This is a genomic window from Rhizobium sp. ZX09 (genome assembly GCF_017357485.1).
Taxonomy (GTDB): Bacteria; Pseudomonadota; Alphaproteobacteria; order Rhizobiales; family Rhizobiaceae; genus Agrobacterium; species Agrobacterium pusense.
Map to the genome: position 1 here is coordinate 1403981 of NZ_CP031364.1, position 23273 is coordinate 1427253.

Here is a 23273-nt window from a genome sequence, read left to right on the forward strand (position 1 = left end):
TCATCATGGCTGGCGCCGGTGGCGCCAGCCAGCTTTCATGCGGAGCGCCCGTAGCGCATTAAGTACGACCGCGACGTCAATTGCCTCCTGAAGAAGTGCGCCCTCGACCGGTTTAAGAAAGCCGAGCGATGCAAAGATCATCGCGCCCACCGATAACCCTATTCCGGCTATGACGCTCTGCATCGCGATCCGCCGGCAATCCCTTGCGATTTTGATGCCGTCGCTGATGCGTTCGAGCCGCTCGGAGAGCAGAACCGCGTCGGCTGCTTCGGCTGCGGCCGCCGATCCGTGTAAGCCCATGGCAATCCCAACATCGGCTGCGGCGAGCGCCGGCGCATCGTTCACGCCATCCCCGACCATCATGGTTTGCGCCAGATGCGCCTCCTTCCGAACAAGTTCGATCTTCTGTGCCGGTGTCAGCCCAGCGCGGATTTCGGACAAAGGCAAACCGCTGGTGATGGCACGAGCCACTTCGGCGCGGTCGCCGGTCGCGAGGACAAGACGGTTGAGCCCTAGTCGCTTCAACTCAGTCAGGGTTTCTCTGGCGCCCTCGCGAAGCGCGTCGCTGAAATGCAGGGTGCCGGCAAACCTGCCGTCGAGGACAACGGCCGCGCTCATGATTTCAGCCCGATCGGGGGAGGGCGTATCGGCAACCTTCGAGGCGATGTACTCCAGGCCGCCAATGGCGACCTCGGTGCTTCCGACGTATCCCGAGATACCTTCGCCGGGCTTCTCCGATACATTGGTTGGCGGCGTCAGGACGAGGTCGCGCTCGAGCGCTGCGGAGACCACCGCACGTGCTGCAACGTGGTTTGAGCCCTGATCCAGCGAGGCGATCAGCCGCAGCAGTTCGTTCTCGTCCTTTACTGCATTAATGGCCACGAGATGTGGTTTGCCATCGGTAAGTGTCCCGGTCTTGTCCAGAACCAGCGTTTGTATCTGGCCGAGCTTTTCGAGAATGTCGGCGCCTTTGACAATAAGTCCAACGCCAGCGGCCCGCGACATGCCAGCTGTCCATGCAACCGGAACGGCCAGGATGAGAGGACAGGGGGTCGCAACGACAAGCACGGCCACGGCGCGAACGGGATCGTCCGTCAACAGCCATGCGAGGCCGGCTATCGACAAAGTGACGCACAGGAAAGCGAAAGCATAACGGTCGGCCAGCCGTGACATGCGGGCCTTACTGGCATGTGCGGCCTCCACCAGCTTGACGATCCCGGCATATGTACTTTCCCTGGCCGATTTTGTCGCTGTCATTTCAAAGAGGTCGCCTGCATTGGCGGAACCGCTCATGATCGGCTGCCCTCTTTTTCTGTCAACCGGAAACGCCTCCCCGGTGAGCGCCGCCTCGTTCAGAACGGCGTCCTGGATAAGTATGCCGTCGGCTGGAATGATGTCGCCCCTGCGCACGACAAGCTGGTCGCCGGGTTCAACGAGTTCGATAGCGATCTCGTCCAGAATTTTCCCCTGACGGCGGGTCACGATTCGAGGTGCCCGCGTCAACAGCGCTGTCATCTCACGTCGGGCGCGACCCTCCGCGATACTTTCGAGATATTGCCCGCCGGAATACATCAAGGCGACGACGGCAGCAGCAAGATTCTCCCCGAAAAATAGAGCAGAACTCATCGACAGCAGCGCAATCGTATCGAGGCCGAATTCCCGTTGGCGCAGGCTAATGACAATCTGAGCCGCAAGCGCCAGAATTACGACGAGTGTGGCAACTGTCAGCGCGCCGTCGTAGACTCCATCGAAACCGGCCAGCAAGCCCAGGAGGGCAACGGAAATCCCGCCAAGCGAGGTAATGACGAGGATTGGTCTGAATCGCTTCAGAAGATCGGCAAAAGACAGATGTCGCACAGCGGTTTTTCCCGGAGAAAAAGGTGAGGTCGATAACACCCGGACTGTGCCAGACCAGGTTCTGGGCCCGCTTGTTTCCGGAGCGAGCATAAAAGCAAATCCTCCTTGCGATGGCATGCCGCATCATCCGGTGTAGCTGGTCGTGGTGGCATCCGCGCTGCGTGACCGGCCGCTGACGAATTTCTCGACTTCCGTCACGACAAGGAGTGTTGCCGAGACTATCAGCATCAATGTCCATTCGAAAAGGGAGATGGGCGTTAGCGACAGGGCATCCTGGAGCCAGGCGCTATGCATGGCGCCGATGTGAACAAGCTGGGATAGCCCGACGGAGACCATCAAGATCGGATTCCCAAAGAGGGGTGTCGCGAAAACAGACCGTCGTTCCGAACGGCATGCCACAGTCTGAACATTCTCGAACAGCACGAAGAGCAAGAGTAGCAGGTTGCGGGCTTGTTCTACCGTATAACCGGTCGCCAGAAGCCAGTAGAAGACGACGAAGCCGCCACCGCCGATGACAAGAGTGGACTGGGCAATGCGGCGGATCATCACGCGATCGAAGATTGGCTCCCGGGGATGTCTGGGCGGTTGAGATAGCTCGTCACCCTCCGGTTTTTCGCTCGCAAGCGCCACATCCTGAATGCCATTGGTGACAAGATTGAGCCAGAGAAGCTGGACGGGCAACAAGGGCATCGGAAAACCCACCGGGATTGCAACAAGAAAGAGAAAGATCTCTGCTGCGCCCGTCGCCACGGACATCAAAATCACCTTGCGAATGTTTGAGTAGGCTGTCCGTCCTTCGCGGATGCCGCTTACGATCGATGCGAAATTGTCATCGGTCACAATGATATCGGCGCTTTCCTTCGCGACATCTGTGCCCTTGAGTCCCATTGCAACCCCCACATGGGCGTGCTTCAGCGCTGGCGCATCGTTTACTCCATCGCCGGTGACGGCGACAAAGTGGCCGTTACGGGCCATAGATTGAACAATTGCGAGTTTTTGTGAGGGGTCAACCCGAGCATAAATCCGAGCCTTTCCGGTGAGTTCGTCCAACTGGGTCGTTCCAGCCGCCTGTGCCCGGTCGACGGCTTCACCAGTGGTAATTTCTCCCGGCCCAACCTTGAATCCTGCCTGCCTCGCGATGGCCAGAGCCGTCCTGGGATCGTCGCCCGTCACCATTGCCAGTTCAACCCCTGCCGTCCTGCACTCCTTGATCGCCATGGGTACTTCCGGCCTTATCGGATCCCGCATGCCGACAAGACCCAGGAACACGAGGTCGACAAGATGATGCGGGCCAAAGTTCAGGTCAACTTCGCTACGAATCTCACCTTCCGCAAATGCCAGCACCTTCAGGCCGCAGCTCGCCATTGCATCCTTCTGGGCGATCAACGAACTGCGGTCGATGGGGACTGCGCTGTCATCCACCTTCATCCGGTCTGCCATCTCGATCAGTGTCTCGGGAGACCCCTTGGCGAAAACGCGAACATGCTCGCCGTCGCGATGGAACGAGGCGGCATATTTGAGGTCCGGCTCATAGGGGATGCGACTGATTAATGGAAAATCTGTCGATAACCGGGCCTGATCGAGACCAATTCTGGACGCCGCTACCAGCAGCGCGACGTCGACGCGATCACCAACGCCATCCATGCCGGAAGCACTTTCTGTCAGTGAACCTTCGTTAGGTAAGGATGCAGCGCGCAAAAGAGCTGCGGTTCGCGCTCGAACGGCTGAAGGAGCGTTGTCAGTTCCAGCAAGGTCGCTCGTATAAAGATTCCCGACGGCGTCAAGCTCGAAGCGGTTGCCACCCGGAAGGCGGATTTCGACAACGGTCAGTTCGTTGAGTGTCAGAGTGCCGGTTTTGTCAGTCGCGATCATCGTGCACGAACCCAGTGCTTCAACCGCCGGCATGCGGCGCACGATGACATTCTGATTTGCCATGTGACGCATGGCGACGGCCAGTGCAATGGAGATGGCGATCGGTAGTCCTTCGGGTATAGCGCTGACAGCCAGTCCCACCGACATCAGGAAAAGCTCGTTCCAAGGCAAATCCTGAAAGAAGCCGATTGCGACCAATATCACGGATGTTACGCCGACCGTCCAGGCGATAAGGTTCGAGAAATGTGAAAGCCGGATCATCAACGGCGGCTGGGCGGTATCTGCCTTGCCAATCTCTACGGCGATCTTGCCGACTTCAGTGGCTTGGCCGGTGCCGGTGACAATTCCCCTGCCGCGACCACGCGTGATCAGAGTGCCGGCAAAGACAACGCACGATCCGTCCTCTGTATCGCGTATGCCGAAAGGCCTCGCTGTCTTTTTGATCGGGGCAGACTCGCCCGTCAGGAGAGATTCGTCACAAACGAGGTTTGTGGTTTCGATCAGATCAATATCGGCGGGAACCCGCTGGCCGGCATCAAGTACGACCAGATCTCCAGGCACCAGACATCGCGCCTCAACCTCACGCATCTCACCGTCGCGAATGATCGTTGCATATGGCTGCTCAAGTTTACGGAGCGTCGAGGCTTCCCGGCCTGCGGTGTATTCCTGCAGAGTTCCGATTATCCCGTTCAATAACAACACTGCGCCAATAAAGGCGGCATCCTGCACCTCGCCGGCGAAAAATGAAACGGCTGCGGCTAGTAACAGGATGTAGATCAGCGGGCTGCGGAACTGCCGCACGAACGTCGTAAATGGCGAGGGAGCATCACCTCCCGGTAAGACGTTTGGTCCGTAGAGACTGAGACGGGCCTGTGCATCTGCCTCTGAAAGGCCTTTTGCCCAGGCCCCGGACTGTCCCAACGATGCGGTCGTAACGACCATCTGCGCTCCCTTTGACTGCTTCCACGGTGAGATATTCAGAACCTGCCCGATACATGCAGGAGCACGTCTCTCATGTAGCGTCCTGAGGTTCGTTGTCGCCGGAAGATCGGAAGATGCCTTTGGGGAGCATTTTGCCTGCCGCGTAATATCTGGCATTGATCGCGGTCAATTCCAGACAGCGGGATCTACGTTTGATCTGCCGACTGAGGAGAGTTCGACCATTTCCAGTCGCGGACCTCAGGCATGTCCTCGCCATGTTGCCGGACGTAACGATCATGTTCGGTGAGTTTTTCTCTCAGCATGCGAATGATGCCAGGAACCCTGTCTTTCAATCCCGGCACCCTGTCGATTGCTGACAGAGCGAGGTGAAACCGGTCAAGTTCGTTCAGAACCGTCATATCGAACGGCGTCGTCGTCGTGCCTTCTTCGATGAAGCCGCGCACGTGAATGTTGCGATGGTTAGTGCGTTTATAGGTCAGGCGGTGGATAAGGTAGGGATAGCCGTGATACGCAAAGATCACGGGTCGGTCAGGAGTAAATATGCGGTCAAACTCCTCGTCTGCCAGACCGTGTGGGTGATGCTCTTTCGATTGCAGCGTCATCAGATCGACGACGTTGACGACACGGATTTTCAACTCAGGGATCGCCTCGCGCAGCAGGCTTACAGCAGCCAGAGTCTCCAGGGTGGGGACGTCGCCTGCACAGGCCATGACGATATCGGGTGCTATCGCTTCCTCCTCGTTGCCGGCCCATTCCCAGATGCCGATACCAGCCTCGCAATGCTTCACCGCCTCGTCGATGGTCAACCATTGCGGTTCCGGCTGTTTTCCCGCGACGATGACGTTGATGCGGTTCCAGGTCTTCAGGCAATGGTCGCCGACCCACAGCAGCGTGTTGGCGTCCGGCGGCAGGTAGATGCGAACGATATCGGCTTTCTTGTTGGCGACGAGATCGACAAATCCCGGATCCTGATGGGAGAAGCCGTTGTGGTCCTGCCGCCAGACGTGCGAGGTCAGCAGATAGTTGAGCGAGGAGACGGGCTTGCGCCAGGGGAGCTCCCGGGAGACCTTCAGCCACTTGGCATGCTGGTTGAACATGGAATCGACGATATGAATGAAAGCCTCGTAGCAGGAAAAGAAGCCATGCCGTCCCGTCAGCAGATAGCCTTCCAGCCAACCCTGGCGCAGATGTTCGGACAACACCTCCATCACCCGGCCTTCGGGTGACAGATGCACATCATATGGCCTGATGTCCTGCATCCACACGCGGTCGGTGACTTCGAAGACCGCACCGAGGCGGTTCGATTCCGTTTCGTCCGGCCCTAAGATGCGGAAATTGGCGTTGATGGCGTTGAGCTTGAGGACGTCGCGCAGGTATTTACCGAGGATTTCGGTCGTCTGGATCATGAGCGCGCCGCGCTTTCCAACCGGGATCGCATAGTCGCGGATATCCGGCACCTGTAGCTCCTTACGCAAAAGGCCGCCATTGGCATGGGGATTGGCGCCCATGCGCCGCGCGCCGCGTGGAGAAAGGGTGCGCAATTCTTCCTTCAGGCAGCCGTTCGCGTCGAACAGGTCTTCGGGGTCGTAACTGCGCATCCATTCCTCTAGGATCCTGCGATGGCCTTCGTTTTCGCGGCAATTGGCGACCGGCACCTGATGCGCCCGCCAGAAATCCTCGACCCTCTTGCCGTCCACCTCTTTAGGCCCTGTCCAACCCTTTGGGCTGCGCAACACGATCATCGGCCAGCGCGGCAGACCCTCCAGCCTGCCGCGACGGGCCTCAATCTGGATGGCGCGGATGCGGTCGAAGGCATGATCGAGAACCGTTGCCATTTGCAGGTGCATCTTTTCAGGGTCATGGCCTTCGACAAAGAAAGGCTCGTAGCCGTAGCCCCGGAAAAGATGGTCGAGATCCGTGTCGTCGATGCGCGCCAGCAGTGTTGGATTGGCGATCTTGTAGCCGTTCAAATGCAGGATGGGCAGCACAGCTCCGTCGCGTACAGGGTTCAGGAATTTGTTGGAATGCCAGCTGGCGGCGAGCGGTCCGGTCTCGGCTTCTCCATCGCCGACAACGCAGGTGACGATCAGGTCCGGATTGTCGAAGGCCGCCCCATAAGCATGCACCAGCGCATAACCGAGTTCGCCGCCTTCGTGAATGGAGCCGGGTGTCTCGGGTGCGGCATGACTGGGTATGCCGCCGGGAAACGAGAACTGCCTGAAAAGCTTCCTCATCCCTTCGGCGTCCTCGGAAATCTCGGGGTAGATTTCGCTGTAAGTTCCTTCGAGATAGGTACTCGCTACCATTCCAGGCCCGCCATGGCCGGGACCGCAGACATAGATCATATCGACATCGCGGTGACGGATGATACGGTTGAGATGAGTGTAGATGAAGTTTAGACCGGGCGTCGTTCCCCAATGGCCAAGCAGACGAGGCTTGATATGTTCTGCCTCTAGCGGTTCGCGCAGGAGTGGATTGTCGAGCAGATAGATCTGGCCGATGGAAAGGTAATTGGCAGCGCGCCAGTACCGGTCCATAAGCAACAGCTCCTGATCGCTGACGTGGCTCGCTTTCGTCGAAACATCTGTGGGCTGCATGTTCGGCTCCTTGGAATTCGGTTCGGGTCGTGATGTGCGGCAGGTTTCATCCGACAGGGGCGATAAGGGAAAGGCATTCCTCGGCGATCATCTGCTCTTCATCTGTCGGAATGACATGCATGGATATGCGGCTTGCCGGGGTGCTTATCGTGAGCGCGTTGCGCCGGTTGGCCTGCTCGTCAAGCTCGGCACCCATCCAGAGCAACCGGCTGGCGACCATGGCGCGAATATCCGGTTGGTTTTCGCCAATGCCGGCCGTGAAGACCAGCCCGTCCAGTCCGCCGAGCGTTGTGGCAAGGCGGCCGATCTCGCCCGCGATCCTGAGGGTAAAAAGCTCGATGGCCTCCCGGGCGTGCGCGCTGCTGTCCCCGATCAGTTCGCGTGTGTCGCCGCTGAGGCCCGATACGCCGAGTAGACCGGACCTGTGATAAAGCATGTCCTCCAGTTCCTCGCGTGTTTTCCCGAGTGGTCCGAGAAAGTGCAGCAGCACACCCGGATCGACCGCGCCCGGGCGGGTGGCCATTGGAATGCCGTCGAGGGTGGAAAATCCCATGCTGGTATCGCGGCTCTTGCCATCGTCAATCGCGCAGAGGCTCGCGCCGCTGCCGAGATGAGCGATGATGACTTTCTTGTTAGCGATGGCCGGAGCCCTGCTGGCGAGAGCGCCCGCCACGTAGCGATAGGACAGCCCGTGAAAGCCATAACGTTTGACACCCCGGTCGTGCCAAACCCGAGGAATGGCAAGGCGACGGACGAGATCGGGCTGCGTCGTGTGGAATGTCGTGTCAAAGGAAGCGGTCTGAACGAGCTTCGGGCGCAGGTGTTTGAGCGCCCTGACAAGACGCAACGCCTGGGGCTGATGCAGTGGCGCCATGTCGACCAGCGAACGGATCTGTTTCAGCGCCTCATCGCCGATCCGGACCGGCCCATCGAAGATATCGCCACCGTGAACAATCCTGTGGCTTGCAGCAACAACACGATCGAGATCAAAATGGGTAGCCAATGCGCCAAAGACCTCCTCCATCAGGCCCGCGAGATCATCACTCGCAGCCCTTTTCAAGGGCAGGTCGAACGTGGTCGGTCCCTCCACCAGATGCAGCGTTAACGGCAGAGCCGAAAAATCCACCACAGCCTTGCCAACACGTTCCGGCATCTGCCCGATCAGACGGAAAACACCGATTTTTACTGTTGAGGAACCGGCATTAAACGTCAGCAGGATGGCATCGTTCATGTGAACTCTCCGTGTGCGGCGGGTCTGTCGTCCGCGCCATGGCGCTCGGAATGGCGTGATAGTGACGTCCTTGTTGGGAACTCTACTGTTTATCTATCGGTGACTGCCGAGGCTTGCGCCTTGACATAGCGCAATCTCCGGCCCTTTTTTGTTCGTCCTTTGGTGACAGACCGATGTTCCATCGGAGGCCATTGATCGCTGTCAATGTAAAAAGCTCTTCGACACCCGATGATCAGGACGGTTACTCGGGAGATTCGAAATGTCGGGAGATTACGAGGTCGGCGCGCTCACTATCGCTAATGTAGCCCGTGCTTATGCCGTCATCCAGCATCTTTTTTCTGCAGTATCCTTCCAGGAATGGCAGGCCGCCACGGACACTGATCGCAAACGGCGCGATTGGTTGACTGTCACCGATAGTGCGGGAGCAGTGCGCGGCCTCTGCTATATGTTCGTCACCGGCCATCCGTCATCCCTTCAGATGGAGGTTCCGGTTTTTGCTTCCTTCAGTCTGTTCGACGAGAGGAACGTTGCGCGAATGCTGTTTGATGAAACCAGGGAAAAAGCCCGGGAATTGAAATGCAGGCGCATTCATTTCTGGCCTGCTGGACCCAAAGGCTGGTCGATTGTCACGAACCCCAACAGGCGGCCCCCGACTGTGGGTCTGGTCTATGATCTTCGGACCGCTGATGACGGCGTACCTTCCAATAATGCAGCGAAAACGTAACCAACACCACGAACTGATTTGATGATACCCGGATGCTTGCTGTCGATTTCTATCTTGCGGCGGAGACGTGCGACTTGAGTGTCGATCGACCGGTCGAATGTATCAAGGCGGCGTGCTCGTGTTTCTTCCATGAGAAACTCACGCGTTAAAACCCGTCCCGGATGCCTGGCAAAAGTGACGAGCATGTCGAACTCACCGGTGGTGAGATCGAGCTCACGACCGTCTCTGGCGAGAAGTGTGCGACAGGACACATCGAGCGACATGCCTTCGAAGCGAAATACCTCATGTCGCTGCTGAGGACTTCCTGATATACGACGGCGCAGAACGGACTTCAGTCTTGCATGCACCTCGCGAAGATGGAACGGTTTGGCAATATAGTCATCAGCTCCGAGTTCGATACCCAGAATTCTATCGACCACGTCGTCACGACCTGTCAGCATGATAATCGGAACATCCGAAGCCGGTCGGATTTCTCGAACAAGATCGAGGCCGTCCTGTCCTCCGGGGAGCGTGAGATCGAGCAGAATGGCGTCGACCTGGTTGTGCCTCAGATGCGACTTCATCTGGACGCCATCAGCCGCAGCGCTCACTCTGTATCCCTCTCCTTCAAAAAAACGGGTGAGCATATCGCGAACCCGCGCATCGTCATCGACAACAAGCAGATGGTGTTGGTCTCCAGGCATTTTCACAATCCCGCGTTACAATTTGTCACAGACCGAAACCTGTCGTCTTCTTTCCGGCATCACTCCGCTATTTTTGTCCTGCTTACTCCACTGAAAGCCAGATGGAGGACATCATGCATATTCTGGATGAGCTTTGCCCACCTGCTCGTGAAATTCCGGCGCCTGTCGATGGGATATATTGGCTGCGGGACGTTTTCCGTCATCAGCCAGCAGAACATCTAATGGCCGGGCGTTCGGTGTTTCTTGAAGGTGACGAAGCAAATCATGTTTTCCAGATTACAGAAGGTGTACTGCGTCTGTTTAAAATTATAGCAGATGGCCGTCGCATCATCACCGGGTTTCTTTATGCCGGCGACATTCTTGGCATATCTGCAAGAGGACGCTATCTCTATAGTGTGGAAACAGTGTCTCGCACGACCTTGCGGCGTGTCACACGCAAGCAGTTCGAATATGCCATAAGCGAAAATCACCGACTCCAGCCAGAAGTTCTTTCCGTTGTCTCCGACGAGATAGCCGCAGCCCAGGAGCAGATGGTTCTGCTGTCCACCAAGAACGCCGAAGAGAGGCTTTGCACGTTTCTCATGAAGTTCCCGGTGCGCAACGGGCTGCCTGGAGAAGATGCGAGAAGGGTGGAACTTCCTATGTGCCGACAGGACATAGCCGACTATCTTGGAATGACGATCGAAACCGTTTCGCGTACTTTCACGAGGCTAATCAGCAAGGGCGTTGTACGGATTGAGAATGCCGTTGCACGTCAGACTATCCTCATCGAGAAGCCGCTTCTGCTTGCACAATTGGCAGGCGACGACGATGATCGTTTCGGCGTTCGGCAGATGGTCGTTCATGGTGGACGACACCGCTATCAGTGAACGCTGCTCGATAGGACAAAAATGCCTGAAACTTCGGAAATGGAAGAGCGTGGCAGGCTACAACTTCAGGCCGTTACCACACTTCTGGATGATGCCAGCATCATCGTCCACGAAATGGACGGGACGATTACGAGATGGACCAGGGGTTGCGAACATCTTTACGGCTGGAGCAAAGAGGAGGCGGCCGGAAAAATCGTTCACCAGCTTCTTTCAACGCAGTTTCCATTGCCGTTGCCAGAGCTTCGAAGGCAGGTTTCCAAAAATGGGGCATGGAGTGGCGAGGTCGTTCACCTTCACAAGGACGGTCACAGGCTTCTGATTGCAACGCGATGGGTGTTCGTTGATTTTGGCGGCGACCGTTCACCCGTTATCGTCCAGACGAACAATGATGTAACGGACATGAAAAGAATGCAGGATGAGTTGGCCCGGCGCGAGGCGCATCTTCTTTCTATCCTGGAGACGGTGCCTGACGCGATGGTTGTCATCGACGCCGGCGGTATTGTCTCGTCTTTCAGTGCCGCTGCGGAAAGGCTCTTCGGTTACGACGCGGGCGAGGTTATCGGGCAGAATGTGAAGATGCTGATGCCGAACCCCGATCGGAAGGCGCATGATGGATACATCGCGCGTTATCTGTCCACGGGTGAAAGACGCATCATCGGCTACGGACGTGTGGTGACCGGGCAGCGCAAGGATGGGTCACGCTTCCCGATGGAGCTGTCGGTGGGCGAGGCGATCGCCAATGGTAATCGCATTTTTACCGGTTTTGTCCGCGACTTGACCAGCAGGCGAAAAATAGAGGAGGAGCTGCGCCAATCGCAAAAAATGGAGGCGATCGGGCAGCTGACCGGAGGACTGGCGCACGACTTCAACAACCTTCTCACGGTTATCAGCGGCAATCTTGAAATGGCTGAGAGCAGGCTCAGCGATGAGGGTGTCCGGCATCTGCTTCGTGAAGCTCAGGATGCTGCGCAGGACGGCGCAAAACTAACGAACCAGCTTCTGGCCTTTGGTCGCCGACAGTCGCTCAACCCACGGCAGTCGGACATCGCCGAACTCGTCGGCGCGATCTCTGATTTGTTGCGGCGGACACTCGGTGAGGCGATCGAATTCAAAACGGTCGTGACGGGTTTTCGCAACGAGGCATTCGTCGATGGCTCGCAATTGCAAAATGCTCTTCTCAACCTGGTCATCAATGCCCGCGATGCCATGCCGAAAGGCGGAAAGCTGACGATCGAAATATCGCGTGTCAAGCTGGATGTGGACTACGCGCGTATGTATCCGAACTTAAAACCAGGCAACTATGTGCAGATGTCGGTCACAGATACGGGGACAGGCATGACGGCGGAGGTTCAGGAAAAGGCGTTCGAACCCTTTTTCACAACCAAAGACGTCGGAGCCGGTACCGGCTTGGGTCTGAGCATGGTTTATGGCTTCGCCAGACAATCCGGTGGCAACGTTCAGCTCTATAGTGAGCAGGGGCATGGGACAAGTGTGCGTATTTTCCTCCCCGCGGCCGAAGATGCCGCTATGCCACCGGAGGGTGATATCAAGGATGTCTCAGCCCCGATTGCTCCTGGCGGCGGTGAACGAATTCTCGTCGTGGAGGATGACGCCCGCGTACGCCGTGTGGCTGTCGCTCGGCTCGTCGCGCTCGGTTACAGTGTCGTGGAGGCGTCCAACGGCGCCGAGGCGCTCCAGCAGCTTGAACGCCATTTTGATATCGCGCTTCTTTTTTCCGACATCGTGATGCCGGGTGGTATCGCGGGCGATGAGCTTGCTGACCTCGCGCGCGGTTTGCGGCCCGATCTCAAGGTTCTGTTTACGTCGGGTTATGCGGAGCCCGCGGTCGCGGAACGGCAGTTGGCCATGAAGGGAAGCTGGCTTAAAAAACCCTATACCGCCCGTGAACTGGCCGTCAGACTACGCGAACTCCTCGACTAGGAGGCAGTGTGCCATGACGATCACGATGGTGACCATATTGGCCTTTGAATAGCGTCTCGTTTTGCTTTTCCCGGTACCCATCAAAGCGTCCCATGGCCGCAAGCGCCTTGTCAAGGAAGGCTTCCCTGCGTTCAAAACGTTGATCGTTTTCTACAATCCTGCTGTCTTGCGTGTCGGTGGAGAAGTCAGCTTCAAGATATTTGCAATCTCGTCGCAACAGGCTTTTAGGCTCCTGGACGTGTCGATCCTTCGCCACTTCATATCGCCTATTCGTCGGGCAAGTTGCATTTGTAATATGTCGACGGTGGCATCCGATGGTCCACCGATCCGGTCTTGAATACGTCTCCAAAGGATTGCGGGGTCCGTATCCAGCCAAAATCCGCGAAAGTCGGCTCGGTGTGCTCGCGCAGCGGCTTCTATGGCGCTACGATGATCGGCGCGATCAAAGACTGCATCTGCCACCACGCAACTGCCGTCCGCCAGAATGACATGCGTTCTTAAAACCATTTCTGCGTAGACTCGCTCGGATACCTCCTTGCCATATGCCGCTTCGGGGAGCCGCGTTTCGGCCGGAACGCCGTGCAAGGCCTTGCGGATACGATCACTTTCAACGATGCGCGCGCCCGGTGCCGGGCCGAGCAAAGGGGCGATACTTTCCGCGACGGTCGTTTTTCCAGAGCCGCTCAAGCCGCCTATGGCGACCAACTCGGGTGACCAAATGTCCAGCAAGCTTTGCGCCAACACGAAATAGGATCTGGCTTGAAGGGAAAGCGCCGCTCTGTCGCGCTTTGTCGCGTCAGCTTGCGTCGCGATCACATGGGCTCTCACGGCGGCCCGCACGGCCAGAAAAAACGGCAGCAGAACGAAGCCGTCCTCGTTGTCGGATTCGTCGAAGTACCGGTTCATCACCAGGTTTGCGTAATGGTAGTGTCCCTCGTGCCAAAGGTCCATGAGAAGAAATGCCAAGTCATAGAGAACGTCGATGGTGGCGATGTCATCATTGAATTCGATACAATCGAACAATCGTGGTTCGCCTTGAAAAAGGCAGATGTTGCGCAGGTGCAGGTCGCCATGGCAGCGCCTGATCTTATCGTTGCCCGCTCGTTCACGCAGCCGTTCCGAATGACGCGTCAGGGTTTGGCGGAAGGAATGGCCGAGGTGATTGATCTCCTCCAATCTAAAGACGGAACTCGTTTTGAGGGCGGCCTCGTTAATATCGAGAACCCGTTCCATCTGGCGACGACCGTCGAGGTCATGTGCAATGGTTGCCCGCTCGTGAAAGTGGACGATCATTCGTGCCGTTGAGGTCATCAACGCATCAGCAAGTTTGTTCGCGGCGGCAAGATGATCGAAAAGCTGGTTCTGATCGAACCTCGTCATTTCTATGACGGCATCGAGAAGTGTACCGTCATCCGCGAAGCGGATCTCCCCGTCTACGCCTCTGGAAATGACCTTGACGCCAAGATAGAGGCCGGGTGCCGCCGGAGAATTGAGGGACACTTCTTTAAGGCACGCATCCAGCCGAAGATCGGGGCTCGAAAAATCGAGATAGGGCAGCTTTACGGATTTTTTGAGTTTGTAGGCTTTGGTGCCGGTCAAAAAGACGATGGAAATATGCGTTTCAATCGTCTCGACGCGTTCTGCCGCTCCAAAGGAGGCAGGATTGCTGAGAAAGGCGATAACGTCCTTTTGCGTGTCGAGGGCCATTCCAATTCCCCTGTGTTTGAACCCGTCTTGCTTCCGCGCAAAAAAAGACGCGAAAATCGTCGCTCAGAATGCGTCCACAAACCTTTGACCTCAGAACAATACATACCGGGCGATGAACGCGCGCATTGATGAGAGTCAAAGATTTTACGAAACAGCGCTGCGTCATTTGGTCATCGGTCGATGCGGCTTGACGCGTCCGTTTGTTGATCGCGATCAATGTCGCTGATCCATACGGGCATAGCGGCTGCTGCGGGTGTGGCGAAGAGGTAATCACACCGTTCACTCCGACTAACCGGCGAATGGACTTCGATGGAGAACCATTTCGCTCAGCCTTTCCGTGGGTAGGTGGGTAGCTGGACGTTGCAGTGCCACTCGCGCTGCAGCATACGGCGCGATGAGGTCATCGAAGCCGGGGCGTGGAACAATGAACAGATCTAGGCGAAGCGTCGTTGTGACCGTGGCGAGAAGCAGAGGTGCCATGGCCAGATCAATACCGCGCCACCTGCCACTTCTTCTGCCCCACCCAAGGTGCCGGAAAAGAGGAAGGGCTTCATCGATCGCTTTAAGGACTAGCTCGGTCTTTGAGCAGCGTGATGGAGAGTGCATATTTAACTAAGCCGCATCATCGGGCATCGCCGGTGCGGCTGTCCGCCTGCTGCTGGATATGTTGGAGGCAGAAATAATTGCCGCTAATGCGGGGCTATCTAGCCGAATTTACAAGTCTCTACGCGTTCAGGCCCCCGCAACCAAACCCCTACGCTACAGTATTCCACAATAGCCAAAAAACTACGAGCCAGCGCGCTAAACAGCCACGATCAAACAGGCTAATCCTCGGCATGAAACACTAAATCCAAATCAACAGGTGCAAAACGGTGGGCTGCGCGCCTTATGACGGATATTGGCCTGATAGCCATTCCGTCGATCGCCGCCGGTGTCGTGATCGGGAAATCAGGCTTCTCGCCCCCGCCATGGTCTGCCGGGAAACAGCAGAGATCGGGTTGACGGAGCATGATCGAGGGGCATAGGCCCGCGCCATGCCATAGCGAAAGGGCGGCGGACGTCCTAAAAAGCGCGCCGTTTCACGTCGGAGATTCCGACGACGCTTTCGCTTTTCGCTCTTTCCGCGTCACTTCGTTGAAATTCGGGTGCTTTTCGGGCGATCGACCGACGGATGCATGGGAGAAAGTGGAACCCGATGGACCGCCTGAGCTGCATCACAGGCGTTCTATTGCGCGGCACGCCGCCATCCTTGGGCCAGTCTCACCACGGTTAATTCAGTCTCAGGCCCGATCCGGGATCAAAGACGTGAATATCAGAAGAGGCAACTTCGACTCCGATTATTTCGCCAATTGCTGGTCGTATCTCGGCGGGCACGGAAATGTTGATCTCGTGGCGATCATTCTTGAGGCAGATCAGGCGTGTCTCGCCGTGGAACTCATTGCGCTCAACGGTTCCACGAAACGCCTTGGCATCGTGGTTCAAGCGGAATGATCCCGGCCTGATCCCGACGGTGACCTCACCGGAGCGCAGACCGGCAGGGGCAGCAAACTTCACGAGATCGTCGCCAACGCCCTCCGGCGTCATCTGCAATTGCAGGAAATTCATGTTCGGCGTGCCGATGAAGCCTGCGGCAAATATGGTTCGGGGTGTCTGGTAAATTTCTTCAGGCGTGCCCATCTGCTCGATCCGTCCGTCTTTCATGAGGACGATACGATCGGCAAGCGTCATGGCTTCGAGCTGGTCATGAGTGACGTAGATGCTCGTCGTTTTCAGGTCCTTGTGGAGCCGTGCGATCTCAACACGCAGACTGCCCCGCAGCTTTGCGTCGAGGTTCGAAAGCGGCTCGTCGAAGAGAAAAACTTCCGGCGTCTTGATCATGGCGCGGGCAATCGCCACACGCTGTTGCTGTCCGCCCGACAGTTCCGTGGGCTTGCGCGCAAGGTAGACGCCAAGTCCCAGCGCATCGACCACGGGTGCAAGACGCTGATCGATTGCAGACTTTCCAATACCGGCCCTCTCGAGCCCGAAGGTGATGTTGTCCCGTACGCTCATATGAGGGTACAGCGCATAATTCTGAAACACCATGGCGATGCCCCGGTCGCCGGGGTCGCGGTCGTTCATCCGTTCGCCGCCTATGAGAAGATCTCCGCCGGAAATTTCCTCAAGCCCGGCAATCATTCGCAGCATGGTGGATTTCCCGCAGCCTGACGGTCCGAGAAAGACGACGAATTCGTGGTTATCGATCTTGAGGTCAAAATCCCGCATGACCTCCAGCGAACCATAGACTTTCCGGATTCCCCGGCACTCGACGGTGGCCATCAATGCGTCTCCCCATTCATCACGATCTGCAGCTTCACATCTTCAGGCCGGCCTTCGGCCGCCCGCTCGAAAGCGGCAATCGATTGATCGAAGGCATAGGTGCCGGAGACCAATGGTTTCAGGTCAACCTTGCCGGCGGCAATCAGCGCCAATGCGCGATCGAATACGTTGGCGTAGCGGAAAACCGTCTCGATACGGCATTCGCGGAAGCAGGCTGCTGCAAGGTCCACGGCGACGGGTTCCGGCGGCAGGCCGACGATAACAACCGTTCCGCCTGGGCGGACGACCTTGAAGAGATCGCGGACCGCAGCCGGCGCGCCCGAGCATTCGAAGACGATGTCCGCTCCCCAACCTTCGGTTTCCTCATTGACCGTCTGAACGAGATCGACCTCCTTCAGGTTGACACCGGTTATGCCGCCATAGCTTTCGGCAAGTTTGAGCTTGGTCGCAGAAATGTCCGAAATGAACACCCGAGAGCAGCCACCGGCCAGAGCGGCGAGCGCCACCATGATGCCGATCGTCCCGCAGCCGGTAACGACCGCGGTATCGCCAGGCGTGATGTTGGCCCGGGCGGCCGCCTGCATGCCCACGGCAAATGGTTCGACCATCGCCCCTTCGGCAAAGGAGACATTGTCCGGCAGCTTGTAGGTGAAACTCGCCGGATGAACCGTTTCGGGGCAAAGCACACCGTGCACCGGTGGCGTCGCCCAGAAGGTGACAGCGGGATCAACATTGTAGAGGCCGAGTCGCGACGCGCGAGATTTCGGATCGGGAATGCCGGGCTCCATGCAGACGCGGTCGCCCGGCTTCAAATGCGTTACGTTCGCTCCGGTCTCGATGACAGTCCCCGCGGCCTCGTGGCCGAGCACCATTGGTTCATTGACGACGAAGTCACCGATGCGCCCGTGCGTATAATAATGCACGTCGCTGCCGCAGACACCGACGGTATGCAGACGAATGCGAACGTCATCCGGCCCCAAGTGCTGCGGAATTTCGATGTCGCGCAGGGAAAGTTCGCCGACACGTTCGAGGACAAGTGCTTTCATGGGTCAGTCAACCTTGATCAGTTTTCTTGGAAAATGCGGCATTGAGGCCACCTGCAAGCACGCCGAGCAGGATCAGTGGCGGCAGCGACAAGAGGACGACGGCAGCGTTGAGGATGCCCCACGGCACGTTCATGCCGAGCTGCGACATTTCGGACGCGATGATCGGCAGGGTCTTCGCCTTCGAGGTCGTAAGCATCATGGCAAGCAGGAACTCGTTCCATACAAGAACGAATGAGAAGGCGACCGCGCCAAAGACCTGGAAACGGGCAATTGGCAGGGCGATGCGGAAGAACGTCGCATAGGGACCAAGTCCATCCACCCGGGCAGCCTCTTCAACGTGAAGGCTGACGCGCTCAAAAGCCGGCACGGAAAGCCATATGGTTATTGAAGCGGTGACGATGAGATAGGTCACGATCAGCGAAAGTCTCGTGTCGTAGAGATCAAGACCAAGCCAGATGACCAGCATGGGAATGGCGATTGCGACGGGCGGCAGGAAACGGAGCGACAGGACAAAAAACTGCGCTTCCGCCGTGATCCTGTTCTTGAATCGGGCAATCACATAGGCGGCGGGCACACCGAGTACTGCGCCGAGGACGACCGCGCTCGAGCAAATGATCAACGAGTTGGTGAGCGCGCGCGCGACCGAACGGCGATTGAGCACATAGCTCATATTGTCGAGGACAGGCTGGAAGACGAGTTTGGGCGTCGATACCAGCAGGTCGGCATTGGTCTTGAAAGCGTTGAGCAGGGTCCAAAGCAGCGGCAGCACGACAAGTGCGGCGGCCAGAACCAGCAACACCCTGAGGAAGAAAGTGGAGACTTTCATCGGTTCAGCCTCTTCCACGTAAAGGTAAAGGTGACGATGGTCAGGACCATCATGATGACAGCCATGGAGGAGGCGTACGAAATCTTGCCGGCTTCGATGAAGCCCTGCGAATAGGCGTACATGTCCAGCGTCTCGGTAGAGATGCCGGGACCACCGCGCGTCATGACGTAGACGAGATCGAAGGAACGCAGGCTCTCGATAGCCTTGACGAGGAGCAGGCTGATCAAGGGTGCTTTCAGCATCGGAAGCGTTACAAAACGATGGATTTCGAAGCGGCTCGCGCGATCGATACGTGCGGCTTCCAGCGGCTGCTGCGGCAGGGATTCCAGAAGCTTCAGGATGATGACTGCAAAGAACAAACCCCACTGCCAGACATCAACGAAGGCAACGGCAAGAAGGGCGCCGAGGGGTGTCGACAGAATATCGGGCGTAATGCCGGTGAGTTCCCTGACCGGCCAGGTCAAGGCGCCGTAGAGCGGATGAAAGGCGAATTTCCAGACGAAAGCGGCGCAAACCCGTGGCAAAAGAACGGGAATGATGAAAAGCACGCAGAGAACGTTTCGTACGCGAGGGCTTGCGGCCTCGAACATCGCAATCCCGAGAGCAAGCCCGGTCACCATGGTCATTGAGACGCTGATCACCTCCCACTTGAAGGACACCCAAAGCGCGTTCAGAAAACGTGCATCTGAAAACAGCGCGGCATAATTGGCAAACCAGACGTAGTCCGCGTCGGGCGCAGACAGCGTGCGGTTTTGCAGGGAGATGTTGATGGCGTAGACCGTCGGCACGAGCGCCAGAACGATCAGGATGCTGAGAGTGGGTCCAAGAAAGACGTAAGGCAGCGAGCGGCCGCGGCGCATGGCAGATCCTCGGGTGGGGAAAAGGGGGCGCGTCACTGGACGCGCCCGTCAGACGGCTTGGGAGGCGTCAGAGTTTGGCGGCGAAAGCTTCGAGTTCGTTGAGCGTCGCCTTGATATCGGTGCGGCTGCCGGTGATCAACTCTTCGAGCATGATGCCCCACTGGTTGCCCAGTTCCTGCCAGCGCGCATCCTGCCAGAAGGTCACGGTGGTCTTTTCACCGGTCGCGGCCATGGCGTCGGCAAGGTTCTGGCCGAAGGTCTTGGCATATTCCGGGCTCTGGTAGGTGCTGGTGCGCGTCAGTTCGCCCGGCTGGCCGGCGGCGAGGCGGCGTGCTTCCTGTTCCTTGGATGTCGCCCAGGCAACGAAGAGACCGGCGCAGGCCTTCTCCTCGTCAGTCTTGTTGGCCTTGGAAGCAATCGCAAAACCATGGGCGTAACCGGCGCCGGGCAGCGGCGACGGCGGAACCGAGAAAGCCACCTTGTCCGCAACCTGGCTCTGGGCCTTATCGACGGACATGCCGCCAAGAGGTGCGGATTCGATGATGATCGCCACCTTGCCGGAGCGGAAAGCGCCGGTGGACTCGTCCCAGGAGCCGGTCTGCGTGCCCGGTGCGGAATATTTAAAGAGCTCGAGATAGGTCTCGGTCGCCTTTACGGCCGCATCGGAATTGAAGGCAGGCTTGCCATCCTTGAACCACTCGCCGCCATTTGCCTTGAAGAACGGCATCCAGCGCCAGACATTGGCGCCTGAACCGCGCTGACCGCGCAGCGCGGTGCCGTAGACGCCATTGGCCGGGTCATGCAGCTTCTTCACGGCGGCAAAATATTCGTCCCATGTCTTTGGCGGGGCGATGCCCGCCTTTTCCAGAAGGTCGGTGCGATAGACCATCAGGTCGCCGCCGCCCTGTACCGGTGCAAACCACTCCTTGCCGTCGTAGGTCGCAGCGGCGCGCATGCCGGCGTCGAAGTCCTTGTAGTCGTATTCTGCCGCGTAAAAGCCTTCGAGCGGAACGATCCACTTTGACGAGGCAAAAAGCGCCAGATTGGCTTCGTCAACGTAATAGACGTTGAAGCTACCGACTGTCGAGGCGTCGGCCTGCGACTTTGCGCGGCGATCATTCTCGTTGAGATAGCTGATCTCGAAGCCTGCGCCAGATAGTTCTTCGAACTCATCGACATATTTTTCGAGAAGGGTCAGTCCGTCGCGCGGCTGTGCCAGAACACGCACGTCGCTCGTGCATTGTGCGGCGGCAAACGCGCTGGACGCGGCAAATAGGGCAACAACCGCGCAGCCTGCGCGGAGAGCATTGAGTGTCATGATGTCCTCCCTTGGTGGCAACTCCCGTGCCATCGACGCGTCCAGATTTGCGCAAGCGACGGGCGCAAACTAGTTGGCGTCAGTCACAGAACTGGTATTATCTTGACATTTGTACGCCATAACATGAGCAGATGAATGCGTATTGCATCAGACTTTCCTCAATCAGTATCTGAGACCTTCACCGCCACGCGCGAGCAGATCGTCTTGCCCAGAGGCGCTTCCTATCTGATCCGCCGGGACGATTATCCCAACCCGATCTGCATCTGGAACTATCATCCCGAATGGGAAATTCACTTCATACCTGATGCTACCGGCTTCGCTTATGTGGGAGACTACATCGGTTCGTTCCGTCCGGGGCATCTGGTGCTCACGGGGACAAATCTTCCCCATAACTGGATTACACCGGGCGCGCCGGCCTTGCCCGGCCGTGACATGGTCCTGCAGTTCGACGCAGATGCCTTGATTGGCGTCCGCTCGGTCTGTCCGGAGTTTGACGTGCTCTACCGACTGAAACCCCTGGCGCAACGCGGGATCGAGGTTCTGGGGGAAGACGCGTTCACTATCGGGGCGAAGATCCTCAGGCTGCATTCGGCAGGACACCGCGGCGGACTGGGCCTTTTTCTGGAAATCCTCGAGGATATCGAAACAGCCGCCGAGAAGCGGCTGCTCGCCAGCGAACACTTCATATCCGTTTATAATCAGGTGTCTGACCGCAGACATCGCAGGATCGATCAGGCGATCCAGATACTGCAATCGAATCCTGCCGCGCAAATGCGGGAAGTGGCAGAACTGGTCGGCTTCGAGCCCTCCGCATTTTCGCGTGCCTTCCGGCGCCTGACCGGCATGAACTTCTCCGACTATAGCCGTTCGGTGCGTGTGTGGCGCGCGAGAACCCTGCTTGCGGAGACCGAGACATCGATTACGGATGTCTGTTTCGAGGCGGGCTTCAACAACCTGTCGAACTTCAATCGTTACTTTCGGATGGAGATGGGGCTTACACCTCGAGCCTACAGAAAGGCCGCTCGTATCAGGGCGAAATCCGTTATCGCAGGACCATCAGCGAAATAGGGTTTGCCGATGGCCTGAACGGGCCAGCCTGTGCAACACTTTCTGACGCAGATGCGTTCTATGCCGCCAGCGTTCGTCTTTCATCGCTGTGGGGTATGCCGCAAAGGCGGGCGGATACCTGGACCTATGGGCGCCATCAACAGGAGGAGTTCATGCACACAGGTATCAAACAGCTGATCGGAGCGCTAACGCTTGCGGTTGCTCTATCGGCGCAATCCGCTTCCGCCGCCAACCCAAAGCCGGTGCCGGTTGCGAGCGATCATTACCGCGGCACGTGGCTTGAGATTGGCCGTATGCCGATGCTGCTCACGGACGGCTGCGTCGCCGGCTATTCGACATACCGGCAGGGCAGGGCTGCAAACGAGGTTCTGGTGGAAGACGGCTGCCGGGTCGACACTCCGCAGGGCCGGCTGAAAACCATCAGGGGCGTCGGCAAGATAGAAGACTTCGGTTCTGCGAATGCAAAGATTCGGGTTCGCTATCCTCTCCTCATCACTTTCAACTATTGGGTCTTGTATAAATCCCCGGACAAATCGTGGTTCATCAGCGCCAATCCCTCCACGGATGACGTGTGGATCTACGCCAGAAGCGTGCCCTCCAAAAGCAAACTTCAAAGAATGATCGCAGAAACGCGCAAGCTGGGTTACGACGTCAACAAGCTTGAGTTTCCAGCTCAGCGCTAAAGGACCCTGACGATGCTGCATTCCCTCGCAAATGGTTACAGGGCGATCGTGATAGGGGCATCCGGCGGCATAGGAGGGGCTTTGCTGTCTCTCCTTCAGACAGATCCTCGCTGCGCGCTCGCCCTGCCACTCTCGCGCAGCGGAGGTGATCTTGATATCATCGACGAGGCGAGTGTCGCCGGGGCTGTCAGCCGTCTGTCAGATCTGCGCGGCTCGTTCGATCTGGTCTTTAATGCAACGGGTGCGCTGACGATCGATGGCGTCGGACCGGAAAAGACGATCAAGGCGATTGATCCTTCCCAAATGGCCAAACAGTTCGCTGTCAATTCGATCGGACCAGCTCTGCTGCTGAAGCATTTTGCGCCGCTTCTGAAACGGGAGGAACGGTGCGTTTTTGCCTCGCTGTCCGCACGCGTCGGATCGATAGGAGACAACAGACTGGGCGGCTGGATTTCCTACAGGGCATCGAAGGCCGCCCAGAACCAGATAATCCGAACCGCGGCGATCGAAATCGCGCGTACCCATCCGCAGTCCATCGTGGTGGCGCTCCATCCGGGCACGGTGGATACTGACCTCTCGCAGGCCTTTTCAAAGGGCCGGGAGCGCTTTTCACCGAAACACGCCGCAGCAAGTCTCCTCGCAACGATAGATGGACTTACGCCCGCCCAGACAGGGCAGTTCTTCGCCTATGACGGCCGCAGGATAGAGTGGTAGGGCCGTGACAGCGGCG

17 protein-coding genes are annotated in these 23273 nt (G+C 57.7%); 6 read left to right on the forward strand and 11 right to left on the reverse strand.

Annotated elements, in window-relative coordinates; all coding sequences use genetic code 11:
• Positions 1 to 3: 3 nt before the first annotated feature.
• From BTN45_RS21210 to BTN45_RS21225, 4 genes are all read right to left on the reverse strand, one after another.
• A complete protein-coding gene (locus BTN45_RS21210) occupies positions 4 to 1857 on the reverse strand; it encodes a heavy metal translocating P-type ATPase (protein ID WP_246751719.1) in 1854 nt (617 codons plus the stop codon).
• Positions 1858 to 1980: 123 nt separating this feature from the next.
• Positions 1981 to 4671, reverse strand: a complete 2691-nt coding sequence (locus tag BTN45_RS21215) for an HAD-IC family P-type ATPase (RefSeq protein ID WP_207590879.1) — start codon at positions 4669 to 4671, stop codon at positions 1981 to 1983.
• Positions 4672 to 4856: 185 nt separating this feature from the next.
• A complete protein-coding gene (locus BTN45_RS21220) occupies positions 4857 to 7268 on the reverse strand; it encodes a phosphoketolase family protein (protein WP_207590881.1) in 2412 nt (803 codons plus the stop codon).
• Positions 7269 to 7314: 46 nt separating this feature from the next.
• Positions 7315 to 8499: an acetate/propionate family kinase gene (locus BTN45_RS21225; protein WP_207590883.1), complete on the reverse strand. Its 1185-nt coding sequence runs from the start codon at positions 8497 to 8499 to the stop codon at positions 7315 to 7317.
• A gap of 259 nt (positions 8500 to 8758) precedes the next feature.
• Between BTN45_RS21225 and BTN45_RS21230 the strand changes: the two genes are divergently transcribed.
• On the forward strand, positions 8759 to 9223 hold the full coding sequence (locus tag BTN45_RS21230; protein ID WP_136902994.1) for a hypothetical protein: 465 nt from the start codon (positions 8759 to 8761) through the stop codon (positions 9221 to 9223).
• Here BTN45_RS21230 and BTN45_RS21235 read toward each other — a convergent pair.
• A complete protein-coding gene (locus tag BTN45_RS21235; RefSeq protein WP_207590884.1) occupies positions 9166 to 9906 on the reverse strand; it encodes a response regulator in 741 nt (246 codons plus the stop codon). The two genes, BTN45_RS21230 and BTN45_RS21235, sit on opposite strands and share 58 nt — an antisense overlap.
• A 113-nt stretch (positions 9907 to 10019) precedes the next feature.
• On the opposite strand from BTN45_RS21235, the gene BTN45_RS21240 reads away from it, so the two are divergent.
• Entirely contained in the window at positions 10020 to 10775 is a 756-nt protein-coding gene (locus BTN45_RS21240; protein ID WP_121459718.1) for a helix-turn-helix domain-containing protein, read from the forward strand.
• Positions 10776 to 10814: 39 nt separating this feature from the next.
• Positions 10815 to 12716, forward strand: a complete 1902-nt coding sequence (locus BTN45_RS21245) for a PAS domain-containing sensor histidine kinase (RefSeq protein WP_246669648.1) — start codon at positions 10815 to 10817, stop codon at positions 12714 to 12716.
• Between the two features lie 150 nt (positions 12717 to 12866).
• Here BTN45_RS21245 and BTN45_RS21250 read toward each other — a convergent pair whose 3' ends face one another.
• The 6 genes from BTN45_RS21250 to BTN45_RS21275 form a co-directional block, all read right to left on the reverse strand.
• Positions 12867 to 14423, reverse strand: coding sequence for a bifunctional aminoglycoside phosphotransferase/ATP-binding protein (locus BTN45_RS21250; RefSeq protein ID WP_149145884.1), 1557 nt, complete (start codon positions 14421 to 14423; stop codon positions 12867 to 12869).
• Positions 14424 to 15692: 1269 nt separating this feature from the next.
• A complete protein-coding gene (gene ugpC, locus BTN45_RS21255; RefSeq protein WP_207590885.1) occupies positions 15693 to 16742 on the reverse strand; it encodes a sn-glycerol-3-phosphate ABC transporter ATP-binding protein UgpC in 1050 nt (349 codons plus the stop codon).
• Positions 16742 to 17788: an NAD(P)-dependent alcohol dehydrogenase gene (locus BTN45_RS21260; RefSeq protein WP_207590886.1), complete on the reverse strand. Its 1047-nt coding sequence runs from the start codon at positions 17786 to 17788 to the stop codon at positions 16742 to 16744. The genes ugpC and BTN45_RS21260 overlap by 1 nt, the downstream gene beginning before the upstream one ends.
• A gap of 7 nt (positions 17789 to 17795) precedes the next feature.
• Positions 17796 to 18614 carry a carbohydrate ABC transporter permease gene (locus BTN45_RS21265; RefSeq protein ID WP_006698723.1) on the reverse strand — a complete coding sequence of 273 codons (819 nt, stop codon included), beginning with the start codon at positions 18612 to 18614 and terminating at the stop codon, positions 17796 to 17798.
• The gene (locus tag BTN45_RS21270) at positions 18611 to 19474 is read right to left on the reverse strand and encodes a sugar ABC transporter permease (protein WP_113381948.1); all 864 of its coding nucleotides are present in this window, start codon (positions 19472 to 19474) and stop codon (positions 18611 to 18613) included. The genes BTN45_RS21265 and BTN45_RS21270 overlap by 4 nt, the downstream gene beginning before the upstream one ends.
• Before the next feature lie 67 nt (positions 19475 to 19541).
• Complete coding sequence (locus BTN45_RS21275; protein ID WP_207590887.1) at positions 19542 to 20792, reverse strand: sugar ABC transporter substrate-binding protein; 1251 nt, start codon at positions 20790 to 20792, stop codon at positions 19542 to 19544.
• A 135-nt stretch (positions 20793 to 20927) separates the two neighbouring features.
• On the opposite strand from BTN45_RS21275, the gene BTN45_RS21280 reads away from it, so the two are divergent.
• The 3 genes from BTN45_RS21280 (at position 20928) to BTN45_RS21290 (ending at position 23257) form a co-directional block, all read left to right on the forward strand.
• The gene (locus BTN45_RS21280; RefSeq protein ID WP_004438057.1) at positions 20928 to 21860 is read left to right on the forward strand and encodes an AraC family transcriptional regulator; all 933 of its coding nucleotides are present in this window, start codon (positions 20928 to 20930) and stop codon (positions 21858 to 21860) included.
• Positions 21861 to 22012: 152 nt separating this feature from the next.
• A complete protein-coding gene (locus BTN45_RS21285; protein WP_207590888.1) occupies positions 22013 to 22543 on the forward strand; it encodes a lipocalin family protein in 531 nt (176 codons plus the stop codon).
• A gap of 12 nt (positions 22544 to 22555) precedes the next feature.
• Positions 22556 to 23257, forward strand: coding sequence for an SDR family NAD(P)-dependent oxidoreductase (locus BTN45_RS21290; RefSeq protein ID WP_207590889.1), 702 nt, complete (start codon positions 22556 to 22558; stop codon positions 23255 to 23257).
• Positions 23258 to 23273: the final 16 nt, after the last annotated feature.